7 protein-coding genes are annotated in these 26,430 nt (G+C 39.0%); 5 read left to right on the forward strand and 2 right to left on the reverse strand.

Annotated elements, in window-relative coordinates; all coding sequences use genetic code 11:
* Positions 1–155: 155 nt before the first annotated feature.
* From EV194_RS17020 to EV194_RS10980, 4 genes are all read left to right on the forward strand, one after another.
* The gene (locus tag EV194_RS17020) at positions 156–13,703 is read left to right on the forward strand and encodes a choice-of-anchor Q domain-containing protein (protein WP_132434079.1); all 13,548 of its coding nucleotides are present in this window, start codon (positions 156–158) and stop codon (positions 13,701–13,703) included.
* A 72-nt stretch (positions 13,704–13,775) separates the two neighbouring features.
* On the forward strand, positions 13,776–14,708 hold the full coding sequence (locus EV194_RS10970) for a hypothetical protein (protein WP_132434080.1): 933 nt from the start codon (positions 13,776–13,778) through the stop codon (positions 14,706–14,708).
* Positions 14,709–15,159: 451 nt separating this feature from the next.
* The gene (locus EV194_RS10975; RefSeq protein WP_132434081.1) at positions 15,160–15,624 is read left to right on the forward strand and encodes an Lrp/AsnC ligand binding domain-containing protein; all 465 of its coding nucleotides are present in this window, start codon (positions 15,160–15,162) and stop codon (positions 15,622–15,624) included.
* 614 nt (positions 15,625–16,238) lie between these two features.
* Positions 16,239–20,117 carry a choice-of-anchor Q domain-containing protein gene (locus EV194_RS10980; protein WP_132434082.1) on the forward strand — a complete coding sequence of 1,293 codons (3,879 nt, stop codon included), beginning with the start codon at positions 16,239–16,241 and terminating at the stop codon, positions 20,115–20,117.
* A 100-nt stretch (positions 20,118–20,217) separates the two neighbouring features.
* Here EV194_RS10980 and EV194_RS10985 read toward each other — a convergent pair whose 3' ends face one another.
* Positions 20,218–21,171, reverse strand: coding sequence for a bifunctional metallophosphatase/5'-nucleotidase (locus EV194_RS10985; RefSeq protein WP_132434083.1), 954 nt, complete (start codon positions 21,169–21,171; stop codon positions 20,218–20,220).
* 21 nt (positions 21,172–21,192) lie between these two features.
* Positions 21,193–21,948: a 5'-nucleotidase C-terminal domain-containing protein gene (locus EV194_RS10990; protein WP_132434084.1), complete on the reverse strand. Its 756-nt coding sequence runs from the start codon at positions 21,946–21,948 to the stop codon at positions 21,193–21,195.
* Between the two features lie 227 nt (positions 21,949–22,175).
* Between EV194_RS10990 and EV194_RS10995 the strand changes: the two genes are divergently transcribed.
* Positions 22,176–26,318, forward strand: a complete 4,143-nt coding sequence (locus EV194_RS10995; RefSeq protein WP_165921870.1) for a hybrid sensor histidine kinase/response regulator transcription factor — start codon at positions 22,176–22,178, stop codon at positions 26,316–26,318.
* The last annotated feature ends 112 nt before the right edge of the window (positions 26,319–26,430 follow it).

Raw genomic sequence — 26,430 nt, forward strand, 5'->3', positions numbered from 1 at the left:
TTGGGGAGAAATGTGTTATTCTTATTTAATCCAGATGTGATTTTGGCTGTTTGGTATGTTAAATACTGTTTTGATGTGTTGATGTTTTTTAATGAATCGTTACTTTTAGTCAATTTTTTAACAAATCATCGTTTAACTTTTTTTATCCCTGATCCATGAAGCAGGTTTACAAGTCTATTTTATTAGTATTATTTTGTCTTTCGTTGTTTGCAACTATTCAGGCAAATATTCTTCACGTAAAGCCCGGAGCCGGCAGTTCTGCATGGCAGGGAAAGTCCAATGTGTATTCCGATTTACAAGCGGCTCTGGCCGATGCCGTTTCCGGTGACCAGATTTGGGTAGCAGGTGGAATCTATAAACCAACCACCGGAACCGATAGAACCATCTCCTTTCAGCTAAAAGATGGAGTGGAACTTTACGGTGGTTTTGCCGGAACTGAGACCGAGTTGAGTCAACGCAATTGGCGTTTAAATGAAACCATTTTGAGTGGAGATATTGGGGTGGTTGGGGTTGATAGTGATAATAGTTATAATGTACTAAGGGTAGTTGGAAGTGAGGGTAATCCTATAACAAATACTACAATAATTGATGGGGTAATAGTTGAAGGAGGGTATGCGGATTTGTCTTCTAATGAAAATATCCATTGTGGAGGATTATATTTAAATAATGCTTCACCTGTAGTTCGGAATGTTTGGTTCAGACACAATTTGGTGCGAAAAGATGGAGCTGCAATATATGTCGTAAATTCATCTTCAGTTGCATTAGGGAATATTATTTTTTCAAATAACAGATCTTTTGAGGGAAGTATTATATCTTCAAGAGATTCAGATATAAAATTACATAACTGCCTTTTCTATTCTAACAGATCTTGGAATTCGAATACATATGGATCTTCAACTAGTTTCACAGTTTCTAATTCAATTTCTTGGAACAATGACATTAGAGGGAGTAATACGCAATTTTGGTCTACTACTGTATCCTATTCTCTTGTACAAGGAGGACACTATGGCGTTGGAAATATTAATGCTGATCCGTTGCTGATTGATCCTGAAAATCGAGACTTTAGGTTGGCAATGAATTCTCCAGCTATTGGGGCAGGGAATTCAGAGATCGTTCCAGATTGGATTATGACAGACTTTGATGGTAAACCAAGGGTTGGGAATGGAACCGTAAATATGGGGCTATTCGAAAGTTTTGCCATTACTCCTGAGGTTATTGCACCTAACGATAAAGCTCAATTTGCTAGCAATATATCAGAAGTCCTGGCTTCCTGGCAATTGCAGGGAAATGATAACGAAGAATTTGTTAATTATTCAATTGAGTATATCAAAAATAGTGACATCCTTATACGAGTTGATGATATTGCCGGGTTAACTTATCTGTTTGATGGCTTAACTGCAACTGATGTTATTGAATGGCGTGTAGCGGGAGTTACCATTGAGGGATATAAAAATTGGACCCAATGGAGAGTATTTAATGTTAAAAGAGCCCATCCATTGCACGTTACTGTAGATGGAACAGGTTCCGGGACATCATGGGCTGATGCTATGAGCCTTCAGGAAGCGCTATCAATAGCCAAAAGCAGTGATCAAATATGGGTTGCAGCTGGCACATATAAGCCAACCGAAGGAACGAATCGCAGCATCTCTTTCAAATTAAAAGATGGGGTGGAGCTATATGGTGGTTTTGCAGGCACCGAAACGGCACTAATTCAACGCAACTTGCGCATGAATAAATCTATTTTGAGTGGCGATATAGGGGAGGAGGATGTTGCCACAGATAATAGCTACCATGTACTTGAGGCAATTGGAACTGAATTAAATCCCATAGGCAATTCTACTATTATTGATGGATTTATTGTTCAGGACGGTTATGCAAATATTCTTGGAAGTGCCAACGGTAATGGAGGTGGGATGTATTTAAGATTTGCGTCTCCAATTGTTCGCAATATCTGGTTTAGGGGCAATTATGCCCGGACAGGAGGCGCAGTTTACGGGAATCAATCAACAGCAGTTTTTGGTAATGTTGTTTTTACCAATAACATATCTGAATTGTTTGGTGCAGCAGCATACTCATATTATGCCTTTTTAAAGTTTTATAATTGCTTATTTTACGACAATGTTTGTAATCGTAATGCAGGTATTGTTAATGGTAGTGGCTCTGCGAGTAAAGCAGAAGTGATTAACTCCATTGCCTGGAATAAAGGATTAATGGATGCAACGACCCAGTTTAGTCATGTTTCGGTAAGCCATTCTCTGGTTTTGGGAGGATATACCGGAGTCGGAAATATTGATGCTAATCCGTTGTTGACAGATCCTGTAAATGGCGATTTTAGGCTATCTATGAATTCACCGGCATTAGGTGCAGGCAATATAGAATCTGCGCCAGATTGGCTTATAACAGATTTTGATGGTGCCCCCAGAATTACAGACGGAAGAATAAATATGGGCCCGGTTGAACGTTTTGCCTTGGTTCCTGAGCTTGTGTTTCCGGATAATAAAGCTCAATTAAATAGTGATTTAGAAGATGTATTAGTCACTTGGCAAGACCCTGGCGATGAGAGCGGAAAGTTTCTATCGTATTCAATTGAGTATGTTAAGAATGATGATGATCTTGTTCGTGTTGATGAGATCGTAAATCCTAGCTATTTATTTGAGCACGTATCTGCAACAGATATATTTCAGTGGCGGGTGGCTGGTATAACTCAAGAAGGGCATCGAAAATTGAGTGAATGGAGAACCTTTAGTATCAAAAGAGCACAACCTCTGCATGTAAAAGCAGATGGAACTGGAGATGGAACTTCCTGGCAGGACGCAATATCGCTTCAGGAAGCCTTGTCTGTGGCTATTTATGGTGATCAGATCTGGGTGGCAGCAGGGATTTATAAACCAACCCAAGGTGCCGATCGTACTTTATCATTTGTGATAAAAGAAGGTATTCAGCTTTACGGTGGCTTTGCAGGAAATGAAACAGAGTTGAATCAACGAAACTGGGTAGTGAATAAAACTATTTTGAGTGGAGATATTGGTGATTCTGATTTTTATGAGGATAATAGTTACCATGTTCTTAGGGCTGTTGGAACACAGTTGATCCCCATAACCAATAATACTATATTGGATGGCTTTATTGTGGAGAGAGGCTATGCTGATGGGGGTTCTGATTCAAACGATTATGGCGGTGGGATTTATTTGGATTTTGCTTCTCCTATAATTAAAAATGTTTGGTTCAGAGATAATTATGCTACAAATTCCGGAGGTGCAGTATATGGTATAAACTCATCTGTAGCAGAATTCGGAAATGTCATGTTTACGCATAATAAAGCTGAGCAAAATGGTGGAGCTGCAAGCTCCACGTCTTCGGCTATGAAGTTTTATAATTGTCTTTTTTATGGTAATTATGCTGGTGGTTGGGGTGGAGCTATACGTCCTCTTAATACAATTAATGAAATAGAAGTAATCAATTCGATTGCATGGAATAATGTTTCTATTCGGGGCGGTGGCCAATTCCTTTATGTATCTGTAAGACATACATTGCATCAGAGTTCTTTTAGTGGAAATGGGAATATTAGTGCAGACCCATTGTTTGTTGATCCGGAAAACGGAGATTTCAGATTGTCGAAGAACTCTCCTGCATTAAATATGGGAAACTCGACTCTTGTACCTCTTTGGTTAGAAACGGATTTTGTGAATTATCCAAGGATTTCAGATGGAGAAATCAACATGGGGCCATATCAGAGCTTTGCAAGCAAGCCGTTTCTTAATTCCCCGTATGATAACGCTTTGCTGGAAAGCGTTCAAAATAATGTAGAACTTTCATGGGAATTCCCTGATGATGCAACAGAAACAATCACCAGTTATTCTATTGAATACAGAAAGAATAATGAAATCATTTCAATTATTGAAGGGGTTGATAATTCTTTCTATAATCTTGATAATTTAGTTGGTTCGGACATAATTCAATGGCGGGTAGGAGCAATTACGAATTGTGGATATACGAACTGGAGCGAATGGCGATCTTTTAGAATACTAAGAACCCAACCTCTTTTTGTGACAACAGAGGGGAGTGGAAATGGTACGTCATGGCAAGATGCGATGAGTCTTCAGGAAGCACTGTCTATAGTTGCACCTGGTGAGAAAATTTGGGTAGCTGCCGGCATTTATAAACCAACAACAGATATTAATCGTACGATCTCCTTCGAGTTAAAGGATGGTATTGAACTATACGGAGGTTTTGCTGGAAATGAAACCTCTCTGGATGAACGTAACTGGCGTCTGAATAAAACCATTTTGAGTGGCAATATTGGTGATGTTGACGTTGATACTGATAACAGTTATCATGTACTAACCGCGATTGGAACCGAATTAAATCCTATATCAAATTCAACCATATTTGATGGATTTATTGTTGAGAGGGGGCATGCAAATTTGTCTTCTAATAATAATAACAATGGAGGTGGTCTCTACCTAAGTTATGCATCACCTACTATAAGAAATGTTTGGTTTAGAGATAACAATGCTTCATATCGTGGAGGTGCTGTGTACGGCATGGATTTATCCTCGGTCAGGTTTGGTAATGTCTTGTTTACTAATAACAGATCTATAGAAAATGGTGGCGCTGTTTATACCAGAAACTCTATTATGCAATTTATTAATTGCCTGTTCTATGGTAATCATTCTGAGAATCTCGGAGGTGCTGTATATAGTGATAGCTCAGATAACGGAGCTGAAATAATTAATTCTATTTCATGGGAAAACAGTGCAAGAGTTTTTTCTCAATTCAGATATGTCACGGTAAGTAATTCAATCGTTCAGGGAGGTTATACCGGAACAGATAATATTAATCAGGATCCCCTGTTTATTGCTGTTGATAGTTATGATTTTAGATTGTTAATGGATTCACCTGGTTTAAATGCTGGTAATTCAGAATTTGCTTCTGAATGGTTAACTCACGACTTTGCCGGTAATTTGAGAATTACTGATGGTCAAATAAATATTGGACTATTTGAAGGCTCTAATTATGTGCCTATACCTATTTCGCCTCTTGATAACACTTTATTAGATAGCGATGTCTCAGAAGTGGAATTATCCTGGCAAGTACCGGAAGAGAGTCCTGTTGAGTTTACAGAATTCATAATTGAGTATGTGAAGAATGATGAAGAAGCCATACTAACCCAAAATATGGATCAGCTAACTTATATCTTGGATGAAATAAACCCTTTTGATTATATAAAATGGCGGGTTGCTGGGATTGCTGCAAGTGGTGATCACAACTGGAGCGAATGGCGAAGCTTTAGGATTAAAAGATCGCATCCTCTCTATGTTCAAACTGATGGTGAGGGTGATGGTACTTCATGGCTAGATGCCATGAATCTTCATGAGGCACTGTTAACAGCAATTGAAGGTGATCAGATTTGGGTAGCTGCAGGTATCTACAAACCTACTAACGATGATGATCGTGCCATATCTTTCGAATTAAAAGAAGGGATAGAGCTTTATGGAGGTTTTAACGGAGACGAAACTCAATTGAGCCAACGCAACTGGCGAAAGAATAAAACCATTTTGAGTGGAAATATTGGTGAGCATGGCCTTGATATTGATAACAGCTATAATGTTTTAACAGCGATAGGCTCTTCTTCAAATCCATTTTCAAATTTTACTGTTTTTGATGGGTTTATTGTTGAAGGCGGTTATGCCAATGGGGAAGCATTAAGGAATCAACAAGGTGGCGGATTGTATTTGAGTCATGCTTCGGTCATTATCAGCAATGTCTGGTTCAGGCATAATTTTTCCGGCAGAGGAGGTGCAATATATGTAGGAAATGCACCAGCTGTTGCTTGTGGAAATGTTATTTTCTCCAATAATAGGGTTGAGAGAGATGACCATGGTTATGGGGGAGCAGTATATTCCATTAGTTCAGCAATGGAGTTTCATAATTGCCTGTTCTATTCCAATGTTGCTGATGGCATTGGAGGAGCTTTATTTAATGCAACTACCACCAGTGGAGTTAAGCTAATAAACTCTATTGTCTGGAACAACCAGGCAAGGATTGCTGGACAGATCTACAATTTGTCTGTAGCTAATACGATTGTACAGGGTGGATATGCAGGAGATGGTAATATTGATGCAAATCCTTTGATTATTAATCCTGAAGAAGGCGATTTTCGATTGCTAATGAATTCACCCGCATTAAATACAGGTAATCCAGAACTTGTTGCTGATTGGTTGATTATGGATTTTGGAGGTCATTCCCGATTTACAGATGAAGCTTTAAATATTGGACCATTTGAAGGCTTAGCTGTTGTTCCCACTATTATTTCACCTGATGATGGATTGTTATTAGATTCTGGTATAACCGAGGTTTTAGTATCATGGGAATTACCAGAAGGCATTTTAGATTATTTTGTTGATTATTCAATTGAGTATGTTGTCAATGATGCTGCTTCTATTCAGGTTAATAATATTGAAAGTCTCAATTATCTAATAGAAGGTATAAATGGAGCGGATTTGATCGAATGGCGTGTAGCGGGCGTTACGATTGATAATTATGTTAATTGGAGTGATTGGAGCAGATTCTTGGTTAAAAGGTCTCATCCTCTTTATGTTACTGTTGATGGACAGGGTGACGGTACATCATGGCAAGACCCCATGAATCTTCAGGAAGCACTTGCAACATCTATCACAGGAGATCAAATTTGGGTAGCAACAGGAGTTTATAAGCCAACTGAAGATGATGACCGTACTGTTTCATTTGTTTTAAAAGATGGGGTTAAACTTTATGGTGGATTTACAGGCGATGAAACTGAATTGGATCAACGCAACTGGCGATTGAATCCAACGATATTGAGTGGGGATATTGGAGAAGCAGGTAATGATACAGATAACAGCTACCATGTTCTTACCGCGATTGGTTCTTCTACGGATCCAATTTCAAACTCTACCGTTTTTGATGGTTTTATTGTTGAAGGAGGATATGCTGATTTGTCTTCAGGGAATAACAACCGTGGAGGAGGGTTATTTTTAGATCATGCTTTACCTGTAATTCGTAATGTCTGGTTCAGAGATAATTATGCTGCTGATAATGGTGGCGCTGTCTATGGGTTAAATTCATCTTCAGCTTTTTATGGAAATGTCTTGTTTACCAATAACCGGGCAGATAGAGGCGGGGGTGCAGTTTATTCCTGGGGCTCAGCTATGCAATTTCAGAATTGTCTCTTTTATGAAAATTATTCTGGTTTTTGGGGTGGTGCAATTGGTAGTGATTTCTCTGGTAGTGGAGTTGTTGTGATAAATTCAATTGCCTGGAACAATACTGCCAGTGGTGGCGGTTCTCAATTCAGTAATGTTTCTGTAACTCATTCATTAATCCAAAATGGTTATTCTGGCACAGGGAATATTAATAGAGATCCATTATTTAATGAACCAGGAAACTTTGATTTCAGACTAGATGAGAATTCTCCCGCAGTAAATGCAGGAAATCCGGAACTTTTGTCTGAATTTTTAACCAGGGATTTTGCCGGTAAAACAAGAGTTACGAGCGGTGAAATTAATATGGGTCTTTATGAAGGTGTTGTTTTTGTCCCGGTTCCGGTTACTCCAATTAATAATGCCTTAATAGATAGTGATATCTCTGAGGTGGAGTTATCATGGAAGGTCCCGGAAGATTCACCAGTTGAGTTTGTAGAGTTCTTAATAGAGTATATAAAGAATGATGAAGTAGGAGTCTTTACAGAAAATATTGAACAGTATACATATATACTAGATGAGTTAAATCCTTTCGATAACATACAATGGCGCGTCGCCGGAATAACTCCTGAAGGCCTTCTAAATTGGAGTGAATGGCGTACGTTTAGACTAAAGCGGGCACATCCATTGTACGTGACGCAGGATGCAACAGCCAACGGTACTTCATGGCAAAATGCCATGAATCTTCAGGAAGCACTATCTGTAGCCGTTTTTGGGGATCAGATCTGGGTCGCTTCCGGAATTTATAAACCAACAAACGACGATGACCGTACCATCTCCTTTGAACTTAAAGATGGGGTAGAACTCTACGGTGGTTTTGTTGGAATTGAAACTGAATTGAGCCAACGTAACTGGCGATTGAATGAAACCATTTTGAGCGGGGATATTGGCGAGGTTGGTGTATTTACCGATAATAGCTATCAAGTTATTTCTGCAAGACGTTCAGAAGACAACCCAATTACCAGTTTCACAATTGTTGATGGTTTTATCGTAGAAGGTGGCTATGCTGATGGAGAGTCATGGATCAATAACCGTGGAGGAGCCTTGAATTTGAACCATGCGTCACCTTTAATCAGAAATATTTGGTTCAGGTACAATTATTCAACGAGCATGGGTGGCGCAGTATATGCTGGGAATTCATCTCAAGCATTGTTTGGAAATGTAATTTTTACTGATAATAGTACTAACGGAGATGGAGGAGCAGTTTATACAATAAGTTCCCAAATGTATTTTTTCAACAGCATATTTTATCATAATAGTTCAAGAACCGGGGGGGGAGCAATAAGTAATTCAAGCTATGGTAATGGTGGTAAGGTATTTAACTCAATTCTTTGGAATAACTTTTCAAATGCTGAATTTAATCAGGCATGGAATGCTCAAATTAACCATTCCATCGTTCAGGGAGGGTATGCTGGTATAGGAAATATCGATTCAACTCCCGAGTTAATAGATGCCGTAAATAGTGATTTCCGATTATCAATGAATTCTCCGGCATTAAATGCCGGTAATATAGAACATATACCTGAATGGTTAGTATTAGACTATGCCGGAAATTCACGTATTACGGATGGACAATTAAACATTGGTCTCTATGAAGATTTTGTTTATACTCCCGTTCTTGTAGCCCCTGCTAATAATGCCTTGATCAACAGGGGGGCAACTGAGGTTGATCTTGTTTGGGAATTACCAGAAGGCTCTAATGATGAATTCATTGAATTCCTGATTGAGTATGTTAAAAGTGACGGCGAGTCTGTCGTTATTGAGAATGCATTGCAGCTGAGTTATTTATTTGATATTGGAGATATCTATGGCAATATCCAATGGCGCGTGGCGGGAAAAACAAGTGAGGGGATAAGCAACTGGAGTCAATGGAGTACTTTTACGCTTCATAGGCAACATCCTCTATATGTTACAGAGGAAGGAAATGGAGGCGGTTCCTCATGGCAAAATGCCATGAGTCTTCAAGATGCTCTTTCAACAGCCGTTTTTGGTGATCAAATTTGGGTAGCGGCAGGAGTTTACAAGCCAACCGATGGAACCGACCGAACCATCTCTTTTCAGCTAAAAGAGGGCGTTGAACTCTACGGTGGTTTTGCCGGAACTGAGACCGAGTTGAGTCAACGTAATTGGCGACTGAATAAATCCATTTTAAGCGGAGATATAGGGGAGGCGGGTGTTAATACAGATAACAGTTATCATGTTCTCACTGCAAGTGGATCATTTTTTAATTCAATAACAAATTCTACCATATTGGATGGTTTTATTGTTGAAGGTGGTTATGCAGATTTGTCTTCAAATAGTTATAATAACGGAGGGGGACTTTTATTGCGCTATGCATCACCCATTATTCGTAATGTTTGGTTCAGGCAGAATTTTGCAAGTAATCGTGGAGGAGCCATTTATGGCACGAACTCTTCTAATGCGCTTTTGGGTAACGCAATTTTATCACAAAACAAGTCAGATGATTATGGAGGTGCTGTTTTTACACTTAATTCAGAAATGCGTTTTCATAATTGCGTTTTTTATGATAACTACTCAAATGAGTGGGGTGGGGCAGTGTTTAGCATTAATTCCAATGCTGAAGTAATAAACTCAATTGCATGGGGTAATAAAGCAAGAGTTGCCCACGCCCAGTTTAGCCAAATAACTGTAAACTCCTCTTTGGTTCAGGGTGGGTACTCAGGATCTGGTAATATTAATTCAGATCCGCTATTTGCCAATCCGGACAACGGTGATTTTAGATTAATGAATATCTCTCCTGCAATAGGTGTTGGCAATTCGATACTTATTCCAGAATGGTTAATTTTAGATTATTCCGGAAATTCAAGAATTACAGATGGAAAAATAAATATGGGGATTTATGAAGGTTTTGCAATTGCTCCGGTTCTTATAGCTCCAATTGATAATGTTTTATTTGAAAGCAATGTCCATGAAGCAGAGTTATCATGGCAAATGCCGGAAGATAATTCAGAAGTCATTGTAGGATACCAGTTAGAGTATATAAAAAACAAAGGTAATTCTGTAATCATTGAGGATTTAGATGTCACTACCTACACCATTGATGGGTTGCTTAGCGCAGACTTAATTCAATGGCGAGTTGCAGCAATAACAATTGATGGTTTGTTTAACTGGAGTGCTTGGAACTCTTTTAGCATTAAAAGAGATCAACCTATTTATGTCACTACTGATGGAAATGGCTGGGGTGCTGGTTGGTATGATGCTATGAGCCTTCAGAATGCACTGACCATTGCCATTTCTGGTGATGAAATATGGGTGGCCGCAGGTATATATAAACCAACCGATGGAACCGATCGAACAATCTCTTTCCAGTTAAAAGATGGCGTTGAACTTTATGGTGGTTTTGCCGGAAATGAAACGGAATTGAGTCAACGCAACTGGCGCGTGAATGAAACCATTTTGAGTGGGGATATTGGGGAAGTTGATGTTGATAATGATAACAGTTACCATGTTATCACGGCAGTTGGAACAGAGGCAAATCCGATATCTGATGCTACTATTTTGGATGGAATAATTGTGGAAGGAGGATATGCCAATTTCAGAAGTAATAATAATGATAAGGGAGGAGGCTTGTTCTTATCTTATGCATCACCAATAGTTCGAAATGTCTGGTTTAGAAACAATTTTTCAGATGATGATGGAGGAGCTGTGTATGGTTTAAATTCCTCTTCAGCTGTTTTTGGAAATATTTTGTTTACTAATAACGAAGCAAATGATGATGGAGGAGCAGTTTATTCAATGAACTCCGCGATGAGATTTTATAACAGTCTCTTTTATAACAATTACTCTAATTACTGGGGTGGTGCTATTTGCAGTAATAATGTGAGTTCCGGAGTAGAGATAATTAACTCCATTGCATGGAATAATGACGCACGAGTAGGAAATTCACAATTCAGAAATGTATTTGTAAGTAATTCTATTGTTCAGGGTGGCTTCACGGGTACCGGAAATATTGATACTGATCCCTTGTTCATGGATTCGGATAACGGAAATTTCATGTTGAAACCTGGCTCTCCGGCCATTGATGCAGGAAACAGGGATTTACTTCCTGATTTTCTGACAACGGACTACCTGGGATTAGTCCGGGTTCAGGGCAATGATGTGGATATGGGACCATTTGAGAGCTTGATAGTCGTAAATACCATGCCGTCTAATCATGCCGGTGCCAGAGAGTCTGCATTTTTAGGTCTTGAATTTCGATGGGGATTAAAAGTTGGCCATGGAAATGATGAATCAATAATTCCCGGAATGCAGTATCGCATTAAAGTATGGGAAAGTAATGATGAAATCAACCCATTGTTTGATACGGTTATTACTCCTGGAGGATTTATGCCAGCACAAGTTAATAGAACCTCCTTATTTGGATTTAATACCGGTGCAACTTATCATTGGCAAATAGCCATGTTGCTGGATGGCATGGAGATTTGGTCAGAACCCACTGTGTTTTACGTTGGGCACGACCATGTAATTCACGTTAAAGAGGGCAACGAAGGAGTAAATGGTGCCAGTTGGAGTGATGCTTTTGGAACCATACATGAAGCTCTGGAGTTTGCATTGCCGGGCGATGAAATATGGGTGGCTTCCGGAACTTATTATCCTGTGGAGGTAAGCAACCCATCATCCATTTCGGCTGCTGAAAGAGAAACGGCTCTTCAGTTAAAAACCGGTATTTCTATTTATGGTGGTTTTGGCGGTACTGAAGTATCCAGAAATCATAGAAATTATTGGGCTAACCAAACCATTATAAGTGGAGATTTGTCTGGGAATGGCAGTTATGCCAATAGCAGTATTAACTTATTTAAAAATACCGGTACAGAAGAAAGACCAATAGAAGTTGGAGCTATATTGGATGGTTTCATATTTGAGCATGCTGCTCAATCAGCGATTGTAAATAAAAATGCATCGCCATCCATACGCAATTCTGTTTTCCGAAATAATCAAGGCATCAATGGAGGTGCTATTTCAAATCATGATGGTAGTTCACCGTTTTTCTATCATGTTCTTTTCCACAAAAACAGTGCTGACAATGGAGGGGCTGTCTGGTCAGATGAAACATCTCTGCCTGAGTTTATCCACGTGACAGTAGGAGATAATTCAGCCTCAGAAATTGGTGGTTTATATGGGCCTTCTTTGGTTAAAAACAGCATTGTTTATCATAACGAAGGTGGGCAGTTGTCCGATGTAGCTGAAGTTCTCTATTCTTGTATTGAGGGTGGTTTTGAAGGGGTAGGAAACAGAGCGCATGATCCCATGTGGGTGGATATGAACAACGGAAACTTTAATTTGCGGCCATTTTCATCAGCCATTGATGGAGGCAGTCAGATGTTAATGCCGGAAATGCCTGTTTATGATCTTGGCATGCAAGGACGTCTGATGCACAACACCGTTGACATGGGTGCCTACGAGGCGCAAGATAAAGGTCGTTTAGAAATGGAATCCAATTCTGTTGATCAGGGTGATCAATATTTTAAGGATTCAATTAAACTGATATTTAATCAAACGATTGAAATAGCAAATCCTGAAATCATTCAGCTCTCTTCAGATGAATTTGATGTTGCTCTTACTGTAACTTCAGAAGATAATATGGTGATTATTTCGCATGATGGTCTTCTATTCGACTCAGATTACAGGTTGAATATTCCTGCTGGTGCCATTGCTTTTATTGGTAATGAAACCATTCTGAATAGAAATTTAGAGATAGCATTTAAAACGTTGGTATGTAACCCTGTGGTTATAACTGATTTTGCAAATGAAATTGAAGTTTGTCCTTATGGTTCTATTGAAATAGAAGTTCAAACTACCGGGGATGTTCTCTCCTATAGATGGATTTTTAATGATGAAGAACTTTCTGATGCACAAGAGCAATTGTTTATTGAATCTGTAACCCCGGATCAATTTGGTGTTTACACTTTGGTAATTGAGGACTATTGCTCTATAGGAACTTCTCAACAATTTGAGTTGAAATCGGTTGAAATAACGCAATTGAATGTTTTGGATAAATGGGGAACCATCTTCTTTGTCGATAATTCACAAAATCAGCTTTCTGATTTTGAATGGTATTTAAACGGTAATTATTTGTCAGGTAGTCAGTTTGTGGATATGAGCCGGACTCATGGCAAACTGTTATTACATGCTTTTGATCAGATAAGCGGCTGTATATTGCGTTCAGAAGAAATAGATGTAATATCAGGGCACAGAACGGGATTGGTCTTTTGGCCCAACCCAGTGGTTGCCGGAAACAGTGTAACAGTGATGTTGCCGACAGAATTTGAGCCTGTTAGCGTAAGGTTGTATGATATTTCAGGACGTTTAATGGTTAACGAGAAAGCACCTTCGGGTGCCATGGTAAACTTTGATAAAACAGACTTTCTTCCGGGCGTTTATATTCTCCAATTTGAAGATGAAAGTGGAAGAATGGAATTTGACAGGATTACCATCGATTAAAACCATAATATGCGATTACAATTTCAGTATATAACCTATTCTGAGGTACCATTTATTTAATATTTTGTTTAAATGAGATATATAACAAATTTCTTAAATCAGTCGAAGTTTCGAATTGATTTTATCAAAATCGGCTCTTTCTTTATTTTTATGATTACATCTCTGACATTGGAAGCGGGATCCCCCGCTTCCAATGACACAATAGCCACACGGAATGATGCAGTGGATATTACATTTGAAAACACGAGAGGATGGTATTCCACCTCCTTATATGCCGAGTTTGGATTACCAACTATTGAGCATAGCGTGAATGAGATTATTTTTGACGACCAAATATCTTTTGGTGGTGGCTTGTCATTTAATTTCAGATTTGTAGACTGGCTTGGGATTCATTTGGGAGCCGGGCTATCCTATCACACCACGAACCTAAGTATTCCTGAATATAGCGATGAGATAGCCTCTATAGATAGCGAAGGCGACCAATACATCAAAAGACTGAACGCAAGAAATGTTCAGGAAGAACAAAAATGGCTTTGGCTCAATGCGCCAGTCTCCTTAAACTATTTTTATGCCTTTGGAAATTGGGAGTTGTATGGTTTTGGTGGAGTAGAGATGAGGTATGCCATACTATCTGATTATTCCCAAACCGGCACATTTACTCATCAGGGTTATTATGAGCAATGGAACGTGTTGTTTGATGATCTTCCTTCTTTGGGGTTTTATACTGATCGTAACATCCGATCAAAGGGAAAAATTGATCCTGAAATGCTGTTATTACCATATTTTGGAATAGGAGTAATTACACCAGGACAAAACAGTCGGTTTTTTATGGAGTTTAAGTATTATTTAAATAGCCAGGATCCACTGAAAGACAGTAAACAGGAGGGGTTATTCCCCGGTCCGATAAATAATCAGTCGGCAAATTTGTTTAGTAATAAATCAGTAATGCACTATGGTGATGTTGCATTTGGTGGCTTGAAGTTTATAATTGGAGTAAACTTTTAATTTGAAATTGAGTTTAGAAGTTCGTAAACTTTTTTATTTGCCTAATTATCAAATGTTTATGAGTTTGTTGTGATGTTGTGCAATCAGCTGATAATAAAAAACATACTTGTGTCTAATCCCGCTGAGCGGGACTTCGCTGTGCTCAGTATCTTACAACTAATAATCTAAAAGTCTAACGATCTATTGTGAGTTAACACATGCGTTAAAAAAACTTGACTTACTGCTTTGGCGAACTGGTGGCTTTGGCAAAGTGGAAGGCCATCATTATTTTGTCATAACCTGAGTTAAGTTTTTATTTTATCTTGATATTTATTTTCTGATGATTTTGAAATTGTAATTTCAAAATTACTTATAAATTATTGTATATTCGGTTGTAAAGTTTTAATTTCGTAACAAAGTATTAGTAATATTCATAACGTAGTAATAATTTGTTATAAAGCCACTTTATATTATGGAACCCGGATTACAAATTGATAATTTAGATAGAAAAATACTTTCACTGGTTACTAAAAATGCCAGAATTCCATTTCTGGAAGTCGCCAGAGAGTGTAAAGTTTCAGGGGCTGCTATTCATCAACGCATACAGCGTTTGATGAATATAGGCGTGATTAAGGGCTCCGAGTTTATCCTTAATCCGTCCAAAATAGGGTACCATACTTGTGCGTTTATGGGAATTTTTCTCAAGAAAGCCAGTTTGTTCGATAAAGTTGTTCAGATGTTGGAGCAGGTACCTGAGATTGTAGAGTGTCACTACACTACTGGCCAGTATGCAATTTTTATTAAAATTTACGCCAAAAGTAACGAACACCTGAAACGAATTCTCCACGATAAATTGCAATCCATCCCCGGTATTTCATCAACCGAAACCATTATTTCTCTTGATGAGTCATTTAAACGACAATTGCCAGTCGAATAAATATTGGATGAGAAATTCGGTATAGAGATTATGCCAGAACAATATTGACCAAATTAAAAAAGTTCACCTAAGTGAACTTTTTTAATTTAAACTCATTCGTGGATATTTTAGTCTAAGAATCTGAGTTAGTATTCTATCTTTCTAATCCCGAGGCCTCGGGATAAAGATATATAATCTATATAATTCTTTAGAAACTAAATATCAATAGTTGTATAGTGTCTAGACAACCAAGAGATTACAGGTTGGTCTGGTGCGTTTGGCGGTTCCCCTTTGGCTTCGAAGTGAGCGTTCGACTGAACTCACGCTGAAGTCCCAGCCGAACGGGGTTAGGGGTGAGCAAGGGAGACAATTCAGATTTGACACTAGTCTAACGATCTAAATCGTGTGAAATTCTCTGTTTATCTCACTTGAGCAATTATATTTATTTGATATTGCTATATTTATATCGATTTATTGCAACTTTGACTTCTCAAATTCGTAGAAAATTAAATTAGTTTAACATGCTAATCTTTTATTTAATCTGACGGAATTCTTATTCTGCTTGGATTTTACTCGTTAAATAAATACTAAATTAAGTCGCTGATTAAGCCATTAACCTTATCAAAACAGATCCGATGAGAATTTTACTACTTTGCTTTTTGTATTGCGCCTCATTCATCAGTATTGAAGCAACTAATGTTTTTCATGTAACCCCAAGTGCTGCGGGAGCAGGAACCTCCTGGTCTGATGCAATTCATTTACAAGGAGCCTTAAATTTGGCCACTGCCGGTGATGAAATATGGGTCGCAGGCGGTGTTTATAAACCAACCAATACCGCCGACAGAAGCATCTCATTTGTTATTCCTGATGGAGTAAAAGTTTATGGAGGTTTTAATGGTACTGAAACACAGTTAAGTCAGCGAAACTGGTATTTGAATAAAACCATCTTAAGTGGGGATATTGGTCAAGTAAGCAATCACAGCGATAACAGCTATCATGTTGTTAAAATTATTGGAACATCATCTAATCCCATTTCAGAATCAACAAAGTTTGACGGCTTTTATATTCAGCATGGAAATGCTAACGGTGTAGGTGATTTTAGCAATGGTGGTGGTATCTATATGGAATGGGCCTCACCAATTGTGATGAATGTATGGCTTAGGAATAACGTTTCCTCAGGAGTTGGAGGAGCTGTATACGGAGATGAAAACAGTTCTCCTAAAATTGCCAACTGTATTTTGGTCGAAAATCAATCCAACGGTGATGGTGGTGCTGTTTTTTCAAATGGAGGATTACGTCTAATAAATTCTTTATTTTATGGAAATACATCGTCTTCAGGTGCTGGAGCTGTCAGAGGATCAATGCAAACATTGCTGCTTAATTCCATTGTTTGGGGCAATTTTTCTCCTTTGGGCATTCAGTTATCAGGTGTAACTGCTTCAAATTCTATAGTTGAGGGAGGGTATTCCGGCGATGGAAATATCTCTTCTGATCCGCTTTTCTTTAATGCCCCCAATAAGGATTTCAGACTAAGAGGTAGCTCACCTGCCATCAACTCTGGAAATAATGCCTATGTGGAATCATGGCATACAGTGGATTATCTGGGTGGATCGCGAGTCATTGAGTCAATCGTTGATATTGGACCATTTGAAGGGGCTGTAATCACCCCATATTTAGTGTCTCCGTTTAATAACAGTTTTCTTAGCGCCGGAACCACAGATGTTTCTCTTGAGTGGAACTGGACAACTGGCAAACCCGCTGATGTGGTTGGTTTTGAACTGGAGTATATTGTAGATGGAGGTAGCAAAATTGTTGTATCGAACATTCCGGGAAATCAACTGATGCAAACAATTGGCGGACTAAGTTCTACCAATCGCGTAGAATGGCGCGTAGGTAGTGTGGATGTCTTCGGTAATAAAAATTGGGCCGGCTGGTTTGTTTTTACCATACAAAGGGATCGACCTGTCTATGTAAAACCTGATGGAACAGGTGACGGCAGTTCATGGTCAAATGCTTCCAGCTTGGTGGGAGCCATAAATAATTATATTCACGGTGACGAGATATGGGTTCAATCAGGAATATATAAGCCAACGAGTTCAACAAATCGAAATGCATCCTTTGAGTTAAAGAGAGGCATGAAACTTTATGGAGGGTTTGCCGGCAATGAAACCTCCTTAAATCAAAGAAACTGGGTTAAGAATAAAACCATACTTAGCGGTAACATTGGCGATCCGGATTCTGAAACTGATAATAGTTTCAGAGTGGTAACTGCCAGAGGAACTGCAGAACTGCCCATTACTTTCTCAGCAACAATGGATGGTTTTATTATAGAAGGTGGTTATGGCAACAGCGAAACCAATTTTAATGACAGGGGAGCTGCTATGCGATTTGAACATGCTTCTCCAATTATTGTTAATTGCTGGTTTAGAGATAACTATTCATTAAATTTTGGAGGAGCCGTTTTTACTGATGGAAATTCTTCACCGTCATTTTATAACACCATTTTTAGCAATAACAAATCGGGGCGATTTGGGGGTGCAATACTTGCCAACCGAGATCTCCTTTTGGTCAATTGTGTATTATTCGGGAATCAAGCTTTAACCCGTGGAGGAGCTATTAATGGAGAGCTGATTCCACAGGGAGGGGTTTCTGTGATCAATTCAATCGTATGGAACAACAGTGCTCCGTCATTTCCTCAGATGTTTCAGGTAACTGCATCGCATTCAATTGTAGATGGCGGATTTACCGGGGTTCAGATTAGAAGTGATAATCCACAGTTTCTTGATCCTGATGAGTCTGATTTTAGGATAAATTCATTGTCGCCGGCTATTAATATGGGAGATAATGCTAGAATTCCGGCTTGGTTGGATAAGGATTTTGCACAAAATCAACGTATTCAGGGAAGCCATGTTGATGCTGGTATTTTTGAAGGTGCCACTCCGGTTCCTTTTCCTACTGCCCCTCTGAATAATACATTGTTTACTCCTGAAATAGTTAATGTGACATTGGAGTGGGAGTGGGAGACTGAAAAACCATCCACCATAACTCACTATAGATTGCAATATCAGATAAACAATCAGCATGTTGAAACAGAAGAGGGAATCGATTCAGAGTTCTTTGAGCTAACAGGACTAAAACCTGCCGACAGAGTGACATGGAGAGTTGGTGCTCACGATCAGTCCGGTGATTTGCTGTGGTCACCATGGTACAATTTTGGAATCAGAAGAGATGAACCATTGTTTGTAAGGCCAAATGGAACTGGTGACGGATCATCCTGGAATGATGCAATTGATTTAAAAAATGCTTTATCCATCGCATCTTTTGGTGATAGCATTTGGGTTGCAAAGGGAATTTATACGCCAACCAATGATGGTAACAGAGAGATCTCTTTCCAGTTGTCTGATGGAGTTAAAGTATTTGGAGGATTCTTTGGCAATGAAACCGAGTTTAATCAAAGGGATGTTGTTAATAATCAATCCATCCTGAGCGGTTTGATAGGTGATGATATTAAGTCGTTTCATGTGGTAAAGATTCTTGGGACGACGAACCATCCTGTTTCCTCAGAAACAATTCTTGATGGTGTTATCATTCAGGATGGTAATGCATCATTTTCGTTCAATAACAACAATCTGGGAGGAGGAATATACCTTGAAAATGCCAACCCTGTTCTGGCTAATGTATGGTTCAGAAATAACTCGGCCACTGGTAATGGAGGAGCAGTTTATGCTGATGCAATGTCCAACCCTGTATTCGCAAATGTTATTTTCACAGAGAATTCTGCAAACGATCACGGTGGTGCTGTATTCTCAAATTCTTCAATGAGATTTTATAACTGTCTTTTCTATAACAACCACGCTGGAAGGATGGGTGGAGCCATGTCAGCATCTAACTCAAATCTCAACCATATTCATAACTCCATATTTTGGGGAAATAGAGCCGATCAAAGTTTCGATCATTTTAGAAACATTGTTGTACGCAGTTCTATTGTAGAGGATGGTACTGGTGTTAATAGTTTAACGGATGATCCTCTTTTTGTAGATGCGTTAAATTTTGAGTTTAATTTGCAAAATGAATCTCCTGCCATTGACTCTGGTAGCACTCAGCACATGCCCGATTGGATATCTTTTGATTTTAGAGGTGAACCGAGGGTTCAAGGGGATATGATTGATATTGGCCCGTTTGAATTTCCTGTAGATGACAATGGGGGAGATAACGGAGGAGATAATGGGACAAACATTGAAAACTCCCAATTATTAAATGCTTCTCTGCAAATCATTCCTAATCCTGTTTCAAGAAATCAGAACATCAACATTGTAGCAGAAAGAATAACAGATGGAACTCTGTATGTAAGTATTTATGATTTAGCAGGTCGTTTATTGCACTCTGAAAAACTAATGGTGACGAACAGGGTAGCATCCTTATCTTCAATGGATTTTAACCCCGGAAATTATATTGTGATTATTCAAACCAATGATACTGTAAGGCCTGTTACACGTCAGTTAATCATCCGCTAGATTATGCTTTTCATGGCACAGCAATAATAAGATTTCTAATCAATTCGTCCCGGGGTTTAACCTCGGGACGATTTATTCTATCTCTCTTGGATATATCTTATTAATCTAGCTTAATAGCAATTGCAGAGGAATTAACCAATTCGGTTTGTTTTCCCTTACGGAAAACAAAATCCAGTCTGCCCATTTGTACCCCATTTTGGCCTGACTGCCATATGATTACTTCTTTGCCGGACAGATTAGTGACGAAGAGTGGTTCCTCCATAAATCTGTGTGTATGACCACCCAGTATCACATCAATATGATGGGTTTGCGCTGCAACTTTTAAGTCATCAAAACGATCCTCCCCCATATCATAACCAAGATGCGATAACGCTATAACTATATCACAATGGTATTGTGTTTTTAGCAATTCAGCTACTTTATCACCTGTGGCAACAGGGTCAAGCCATTTAAGCCCGTCTACGTGGTGCGGAGCAACAAGTCCATCAGGATCAACCCCGAGTCCGATGATCCCAATCCGAACCCCACCGGTTTCAATTATGTGGTATGTTTTAATTTTTCCTTCAAGCAAAGTTCCTTCTACATCATAGTTTGTCGAAATAAAAGGGAAACTTGCATATTTGAGCTGATTACTCAAACTTTCTATTCCATTATCAAATTCATGGTTTCCCAATGTGGCTGCATCGTATCCCATTTTACTCATCAGCCTTAACTCCAGACTCCCTTCATAGAAATTGAAATAAGGAGTTCCCTGAAACATATCTCCCGAGTCAAACACTAAAACATGTTCAGTATTTTCACGGATTTGATTGATTATGGTGCTTATTCGTGCAAATCCTCCCATGCCCGGGAATCTGCCATGATTTTCCGGAAGTGGTTCAATGTGACTGTGTAAATCATTGGTATGCAGTATAGTTATTCTAGTTTCATTTGAATCCTTACATGAGTAAAATGCGGTAAATAAAAGCATCAATAAAAATACTGTATATATTCTATTGCTATATGGTCGATTGTTATACATGGTTAACTTCTTAAATGGTGAATTGTATTTCAATTTTAGCCGGTTTAATACCAACTATTGCTTCACAGTTATTCTAACTGTGTTATCAGGTTCAATAATCTCTCCATTTTTGTTTAGCATTTTGATGTGATCAATAATCAAATCCCGGATGGTTTTTCGTGAAGTTATTATTTGTTCTGATTGCTGAAAAATATTGTAATGATCCCCACCTGCTGCCAAATAATCTGAGGTTATAACCCAATAGAGTGAGTTTGGATTTGGCTTTTGATTGTGAATTTTGATTTTTTCTGCGCGATCTTCAATTAGTGTAAATGAAGCACCGGATATTCCATCTCCATCAATTGATGCGATATGATTAAATAGTGTTTCAATCTGCTTGCCATTCAATTTAACTGCTACCATTTGATTTTCAAATGGCATCACTTCAAATGCGTTTCTGATGGTAACATCTCCTGCCGGAAGTGGGGCTCTTAAGCCCCTTACATTTATAACACTGATAACAGGATGTTCGTCAGCATGCTGTCGTATAAGAAACTCCTTTCCTGCCTTCAATACCAAATCGGCAACAAAACTTGATAATGGGCTCTCCGGTTTAACCGATCGAATGGTCGATTTGTTTCTGCCAATCACCTCATTCATGATCAACTCCAGGGAATCACGATAAGGTTTAATCACTGAAACTATATTTTCATCTTGAGGTATTGAATCGTCGATTTTGATAATGTCAACATTCTCAAGTTGATAGGAGTGCTGCTGATTACATGAGAATATCAACAGTGGGAATAAAATGAATATTAATAGCGTGCGCATGTCTTTTTTTTGCTAAAATAGAAAATTTCAACTAATAGTTCTAAAGATGTTACGGTATCGTAACATCTTTATTCCAAATTCAATTTCTTAATAGGAGCGTTGTTTTGTAAATTATTATATTTGCTTCCTTATACCAGTTAAAACATGCGATGTATAAAAAGGTTTTCACTGTGGACTCAGATTTGCACATGTTTTAGTTTGAAAAGTATTTACCAATGAGGCCATGTATGAGCTTTTATATGTACAGATATTTGTTGTTGGCAATTTTCGTAGCTAATGCGATGGTTCTTAGCGCTCAGACTCCGGTAACATTTGAGCGATATTCAACTTTTCAGGGGTTGCCACAGAATTCTGTGTTTAGCATAGCTCAGGATGCCAGTGGTTTTATATGGCTTGCAACATATGATGGAATTTCCAGGTTTGATGGATTTCAGTTTGTTTCCTATAAACCCGAGCCTGGTAATATTGGCGGTTTAAGTTCAAATATTACTGTAGCTCTGGAGGCCGATGATGAAGGTAAGCTTTGGATTGGAACAACAGGAAGTGGATTGTCAATGTTCGATACACGAACATTGATGTTTAGAAATTATCCCTCTGATGATACCGAAGAGGGAGCGCTGTCTGATAACAACGTGAACGCAATTCTTCCCTTATCCAATAATGTTTTGGTTGGAACCAATCACGGTTTAAACAAACTAAATCGTGAATCGGGTCATTTTTCTGTATTTCTTACTGGTGATGGATTGGCAGGGAATAACATCCTGGCTCTTAATAAATGGTGTCATGATAAAACCTGGGTGGCAACCAATAATGGTTTGCAGTTGATTTCGCTGGGAGATGAAATTGTTCAGCATGCTTATTTGCCTCAATCCCAAACAGGAGGTCAGGTTCTCTCGCTTAAAACTGATCACAATCAACGTTTATGGACTGTCAGCTCTTCACAACTGAGTTGCTTTCGGGAGGAGGATGGGGAATTTATTCTTGAAATGCAACTTACAGACGCAGAGTTAAATGAACAATTTAGTTCCACAGGAGGCTTCAGTGTCATAGTGATGGGAAAGAACGATGAAATTTGGCTTGGTACCCATGGAGGGCTTTTTCGTTTAAAGGAATCGGCACAAAAACTTTTCGCTGAATCACATTTTATTAACGCTCTATACGATGAGCACAGTCTCCCTGGAAATCAGATTATTAGCCTTATGACGGATGAGGAAGGCATCCTATGGATTGGTACACGTTTTAATGGGTTGGCTAAATACGACCCTTATAAGCAGCCTGTTACACGTTTTGTTCACAATCCGGCCAACCCCAATTCGATTCATAGCAACGATGTTCGAGCCATTAGTCAGGATGTGGATGGAAATATTTGGATGGGTAGTCGCAACCAGGGAGTCGATTTTATCAATGTGCAAACTGGAGAAATTGAGCGTTTTGAAGCCAACTCTGGTGTGAATGGAGCCTTGTATAACAACAGCATAAGGGATTTGTATTTGGATACCCGGGATCGGTTGTGGGTGGGATATTATTCAGGATTTTCCCAAATTGAGCGTGATGGTTTAACGGGGAATGTCCTGTTTCATCCTGCAAAGGATTCTGTTGGAAATCGCATTCATTTTGGGGGGCATACCTATTTTTTTTATGAGGATAGCAAAAGTAGATTTTGGGTGGCAACTTCAGATGGGCTGATTCAATATGATCCTCGCAATAATAGGGTTGAGTGGTATAGAAATGAATTCACGCAATCTCCGAATCTTGGTAACTTCTTCAGATCTGTTTGTGAAGATGCAGATGGGTATCTGTGGCTAGCTACAGATGGTATTGGTGTGTTCAGATTGAATCCGGAAACCAGAGAATTTACTAATTTCAGACATTTCCTGGACGATCCCGCCACATTATCGCACAACAAGGTTTACGTTATTGCAAAAGATCTGAATCAGGATTTATGGTTTGGCACACACAGCGGCTTAAACCGCTTGTGCAAGGAAACAGGAAACTTTTATCATTTCACACAGGAAGATGGGTTAAGCAACAACATCGTTTATGGCATAATGCCAGACCAAAATGGATTTCTTTGGTTGACCACAGCAAATGGCTTGTCAAGATTTAACCCTCAAAACAATACTTTTAAAACTTACTTATCGGGTATAGAATTTTCAGATGATGCTTTTTCAATCAGCAGAGATGGGAAAATATTCGTTGGTGGACTCAGTGGTTTCTTTGCATTCCACCCCGATAGTTTAAGGGAGAACCAGTTTGCAGCGCCTTTGAGATTTACAGGTTTTCGTTTGCACAATGATCTTATTCAACCGGGAGAAACCTATAATGGGCGTATCATTCTTCCGGAAGCGTTATCTTTTTTGGAAGAAATTACCCTCAAACACAATGAGAATTTTTTTTCTGTGGAGTTTGCTATGCTATCTTATGCCTCTCCAACTCAGAACAGGTATCAGTTTCTTCTCGAGGGCTTGCATACACAATGGTTTGATGCTTCATCAGGAGAGAGGATTGCTGTCTTTACCGGGCTGAAGCCCGGACGATACATTTTGCGTGTTCGGGGTGCTAACCCCGATGGTATTTGGAGTGAATCTTCTTTAACCATCAATATTTTGCCTGCATTTTATCAAACAACTTGGTTCAGAGGTTTGTTGATGTTGATTTTTGCTGCAATCATTGTTTTGTTCTATCGCTTAAGGTTGCGGTCACTAACACGACAAAAAATCACATTGGAAAACCAGGTTGTAGAGAAAACCCGTGAACTGCAGAATCAAAACGATATTTTAAAAAATCAGCACGACGAGATTGTTCGTCAACGGGATCAGGTGGTCGAAATGACTCGTATGGTTCATGATGCGGATGAACGCAAATTGAGATTCTTTACAGGTGTCTCCCATGAAATCCGTACTCCTTTGACTTTGATTTTGGGGCCCGTAGAACAAATGCTGAACAACAGTGATGTTCCCCAATCTGTCAGAGATAGATTGGACAGGGTTTATCGCAATGCCCGAAATCTGCATAAATTAATCAATCAACTACTTGATTTTAGAAAAATTGATTCTGGTTTAATGCCTGTGGAGCTTTCTGCAGGTGATATTAATTCCTTCTTGCACAATCAGGTTGAGTTGTGTCATAATTTGATAGCAGAAAAAAAGCTACAAATTGAGTTTAAATTGAATGAACATATCCCCACTTCTTACTTTGATATTGATATTGTGGAGAAAATTATTCAGAACCTGCTTACCAATGCCATAAAGTATTCTCCAACTGGGGGGAAGATTACGCTCGAAACGGAAATTGTTTTTACAAATGAAGACAAAGTGATTGGAATACGAGTTGCTGATCATGGAGCAGGCATTCCTGCTGAAGAACAATCCCGTATTTTCGATCGATTCTACAGAGCCAGTCATTCACGCCAAAACATAAACGATGGATTGGGTATCGGACTCTCTTTCTCAAGGGATTTGGCTCGATTGCATGGAGGGGACATTCTGCTTGAGCAATCTACTGGAAATGGAAGTACATTTTTGTTTCGATTTCCTCTCAATGTCAGTCACACTGCAAAAAATAAGGGCGTTGAGACCCGGGAAATCTTACCATCAGGTTTGTTGGAAAACCAGAAATCTGATGAAGACCCTGGCAAAACTACTGTTCTGATAATTGAGGATAATGATGACCTGCGAGCATTTATCAAAGATGGATTTGAAGGTTTTAAAATATTGGAGGCTTCTGATGGCAACAGGGGGCTGCAATTGGCTGTAGAGCATATTCCCGATATCATTGTTTCTGATATTTTGATGCCTGGATTAAATGGCTTTGAAGTTTGCAGAAGGTTAAAAGAAGAGGTTTCAACGGCACATATTCCTGTACTGCTTTTAACGGCTTTGGGGGCAGCCGAACACCAAAAGGCAGGTGTTGATTGTGGAGCTGATGATTATATTGTCAAGCCGTTTAATGTTCAGTTGCTTGCAGGTAAGGTGCGTAATATCTTATCTGCCCGAAAGCACTATCGGGAAAGATTGCTATCCCACTATCAAATTCCTGCTTCTGACAAAGAGTCAAAAGGAGATCCATTGCTTGATTCTGTGACTGAATTGGTGTTGTCAAATCTGACTGAAACTGGTTTTGGTGTCGAAGAAATAAGTCGTAAACTAAACATGAGCCGGTCAACGTTTTACAGGAAGATTTCCTCACTCACCGGAGTTTCACCCGTTGAATTCATCCGAAGAATCCGGTTACGCGAGAGTTGCATTTTATTAAAAAGCGAATCCGGTATCACCATCAATGAAGTAGCATTCAGGGTGGGTTTTGAAGATGTTGATTACTTCAGGAACTGTTTTAAAAAGGTTTATGGGAAAACCCCATCAGAATACTGATTACTAGATGTGTATGAGATGATTGCTTGGGGTTTGAAACAAATATCGGGTGAAATTGAATCAATTAGCATGTGCTTTATGATCACCTGTTGCGTAAATTGCAATCTCTTAT

It is taken from the genome of Natronoflexus pectinivorans (assembly GCF_004345615.1).
Classification (GTDB): domain Bacteria; phylum Bacteroidota; class Bacteroidia; order Bacteroidales; family Marinilabiliaceae; genus Natronoflexus; species Natronoflexus pectinivorans.

What these genes read in the sequence shown, in the direction of transcription:
- EV194_RS10990 (WP_132434084.1), bottom strand. Translation starts at nt 21,948, where the DNA reads ATGCGCACGCTATTAATATTCATTTTATTCCCACTGTTGATATTCTCA.
- EV194_RS10980 (WP_132434082.1), top strand. Translation starts at nt 16,239, where the DNA reads ATGAGAATTTTACTACTTTGCTTTTTGTATTGCGCCTCATTCATCAGT.
- EV194_RS10970 (WP_132434080.1), top strand. Translation starts at nt 13,776, where the DNA reads ATGAGATATATAACAAATTTCTTAAATCAGTCGAAGTTTCGAATTGAT.
- EV194_RS17020 (WP_132434079.1), top strand. Translation starts at nt 156, where the DNA reads ATGAAGCAGGTTTACAAGTCTATTTTATTAGTATTATTTTGTCTTTCG.
- EV194_RS10975 (WP_132434081.1), top strand. Translation starts at nt 15,160, where the DNA reads ATGGAACCCGGATTACAAATTGATAATTTAGATAGAAAAATACTTTCA.
- EV194_RS10995 (WP_165921870.1), top strand. Translation starts at nt 22,176, where the DNA reads ATGAGCTTTTATATGTACAGATATTTGTTGTTGGCAATTTTCGTAGCT.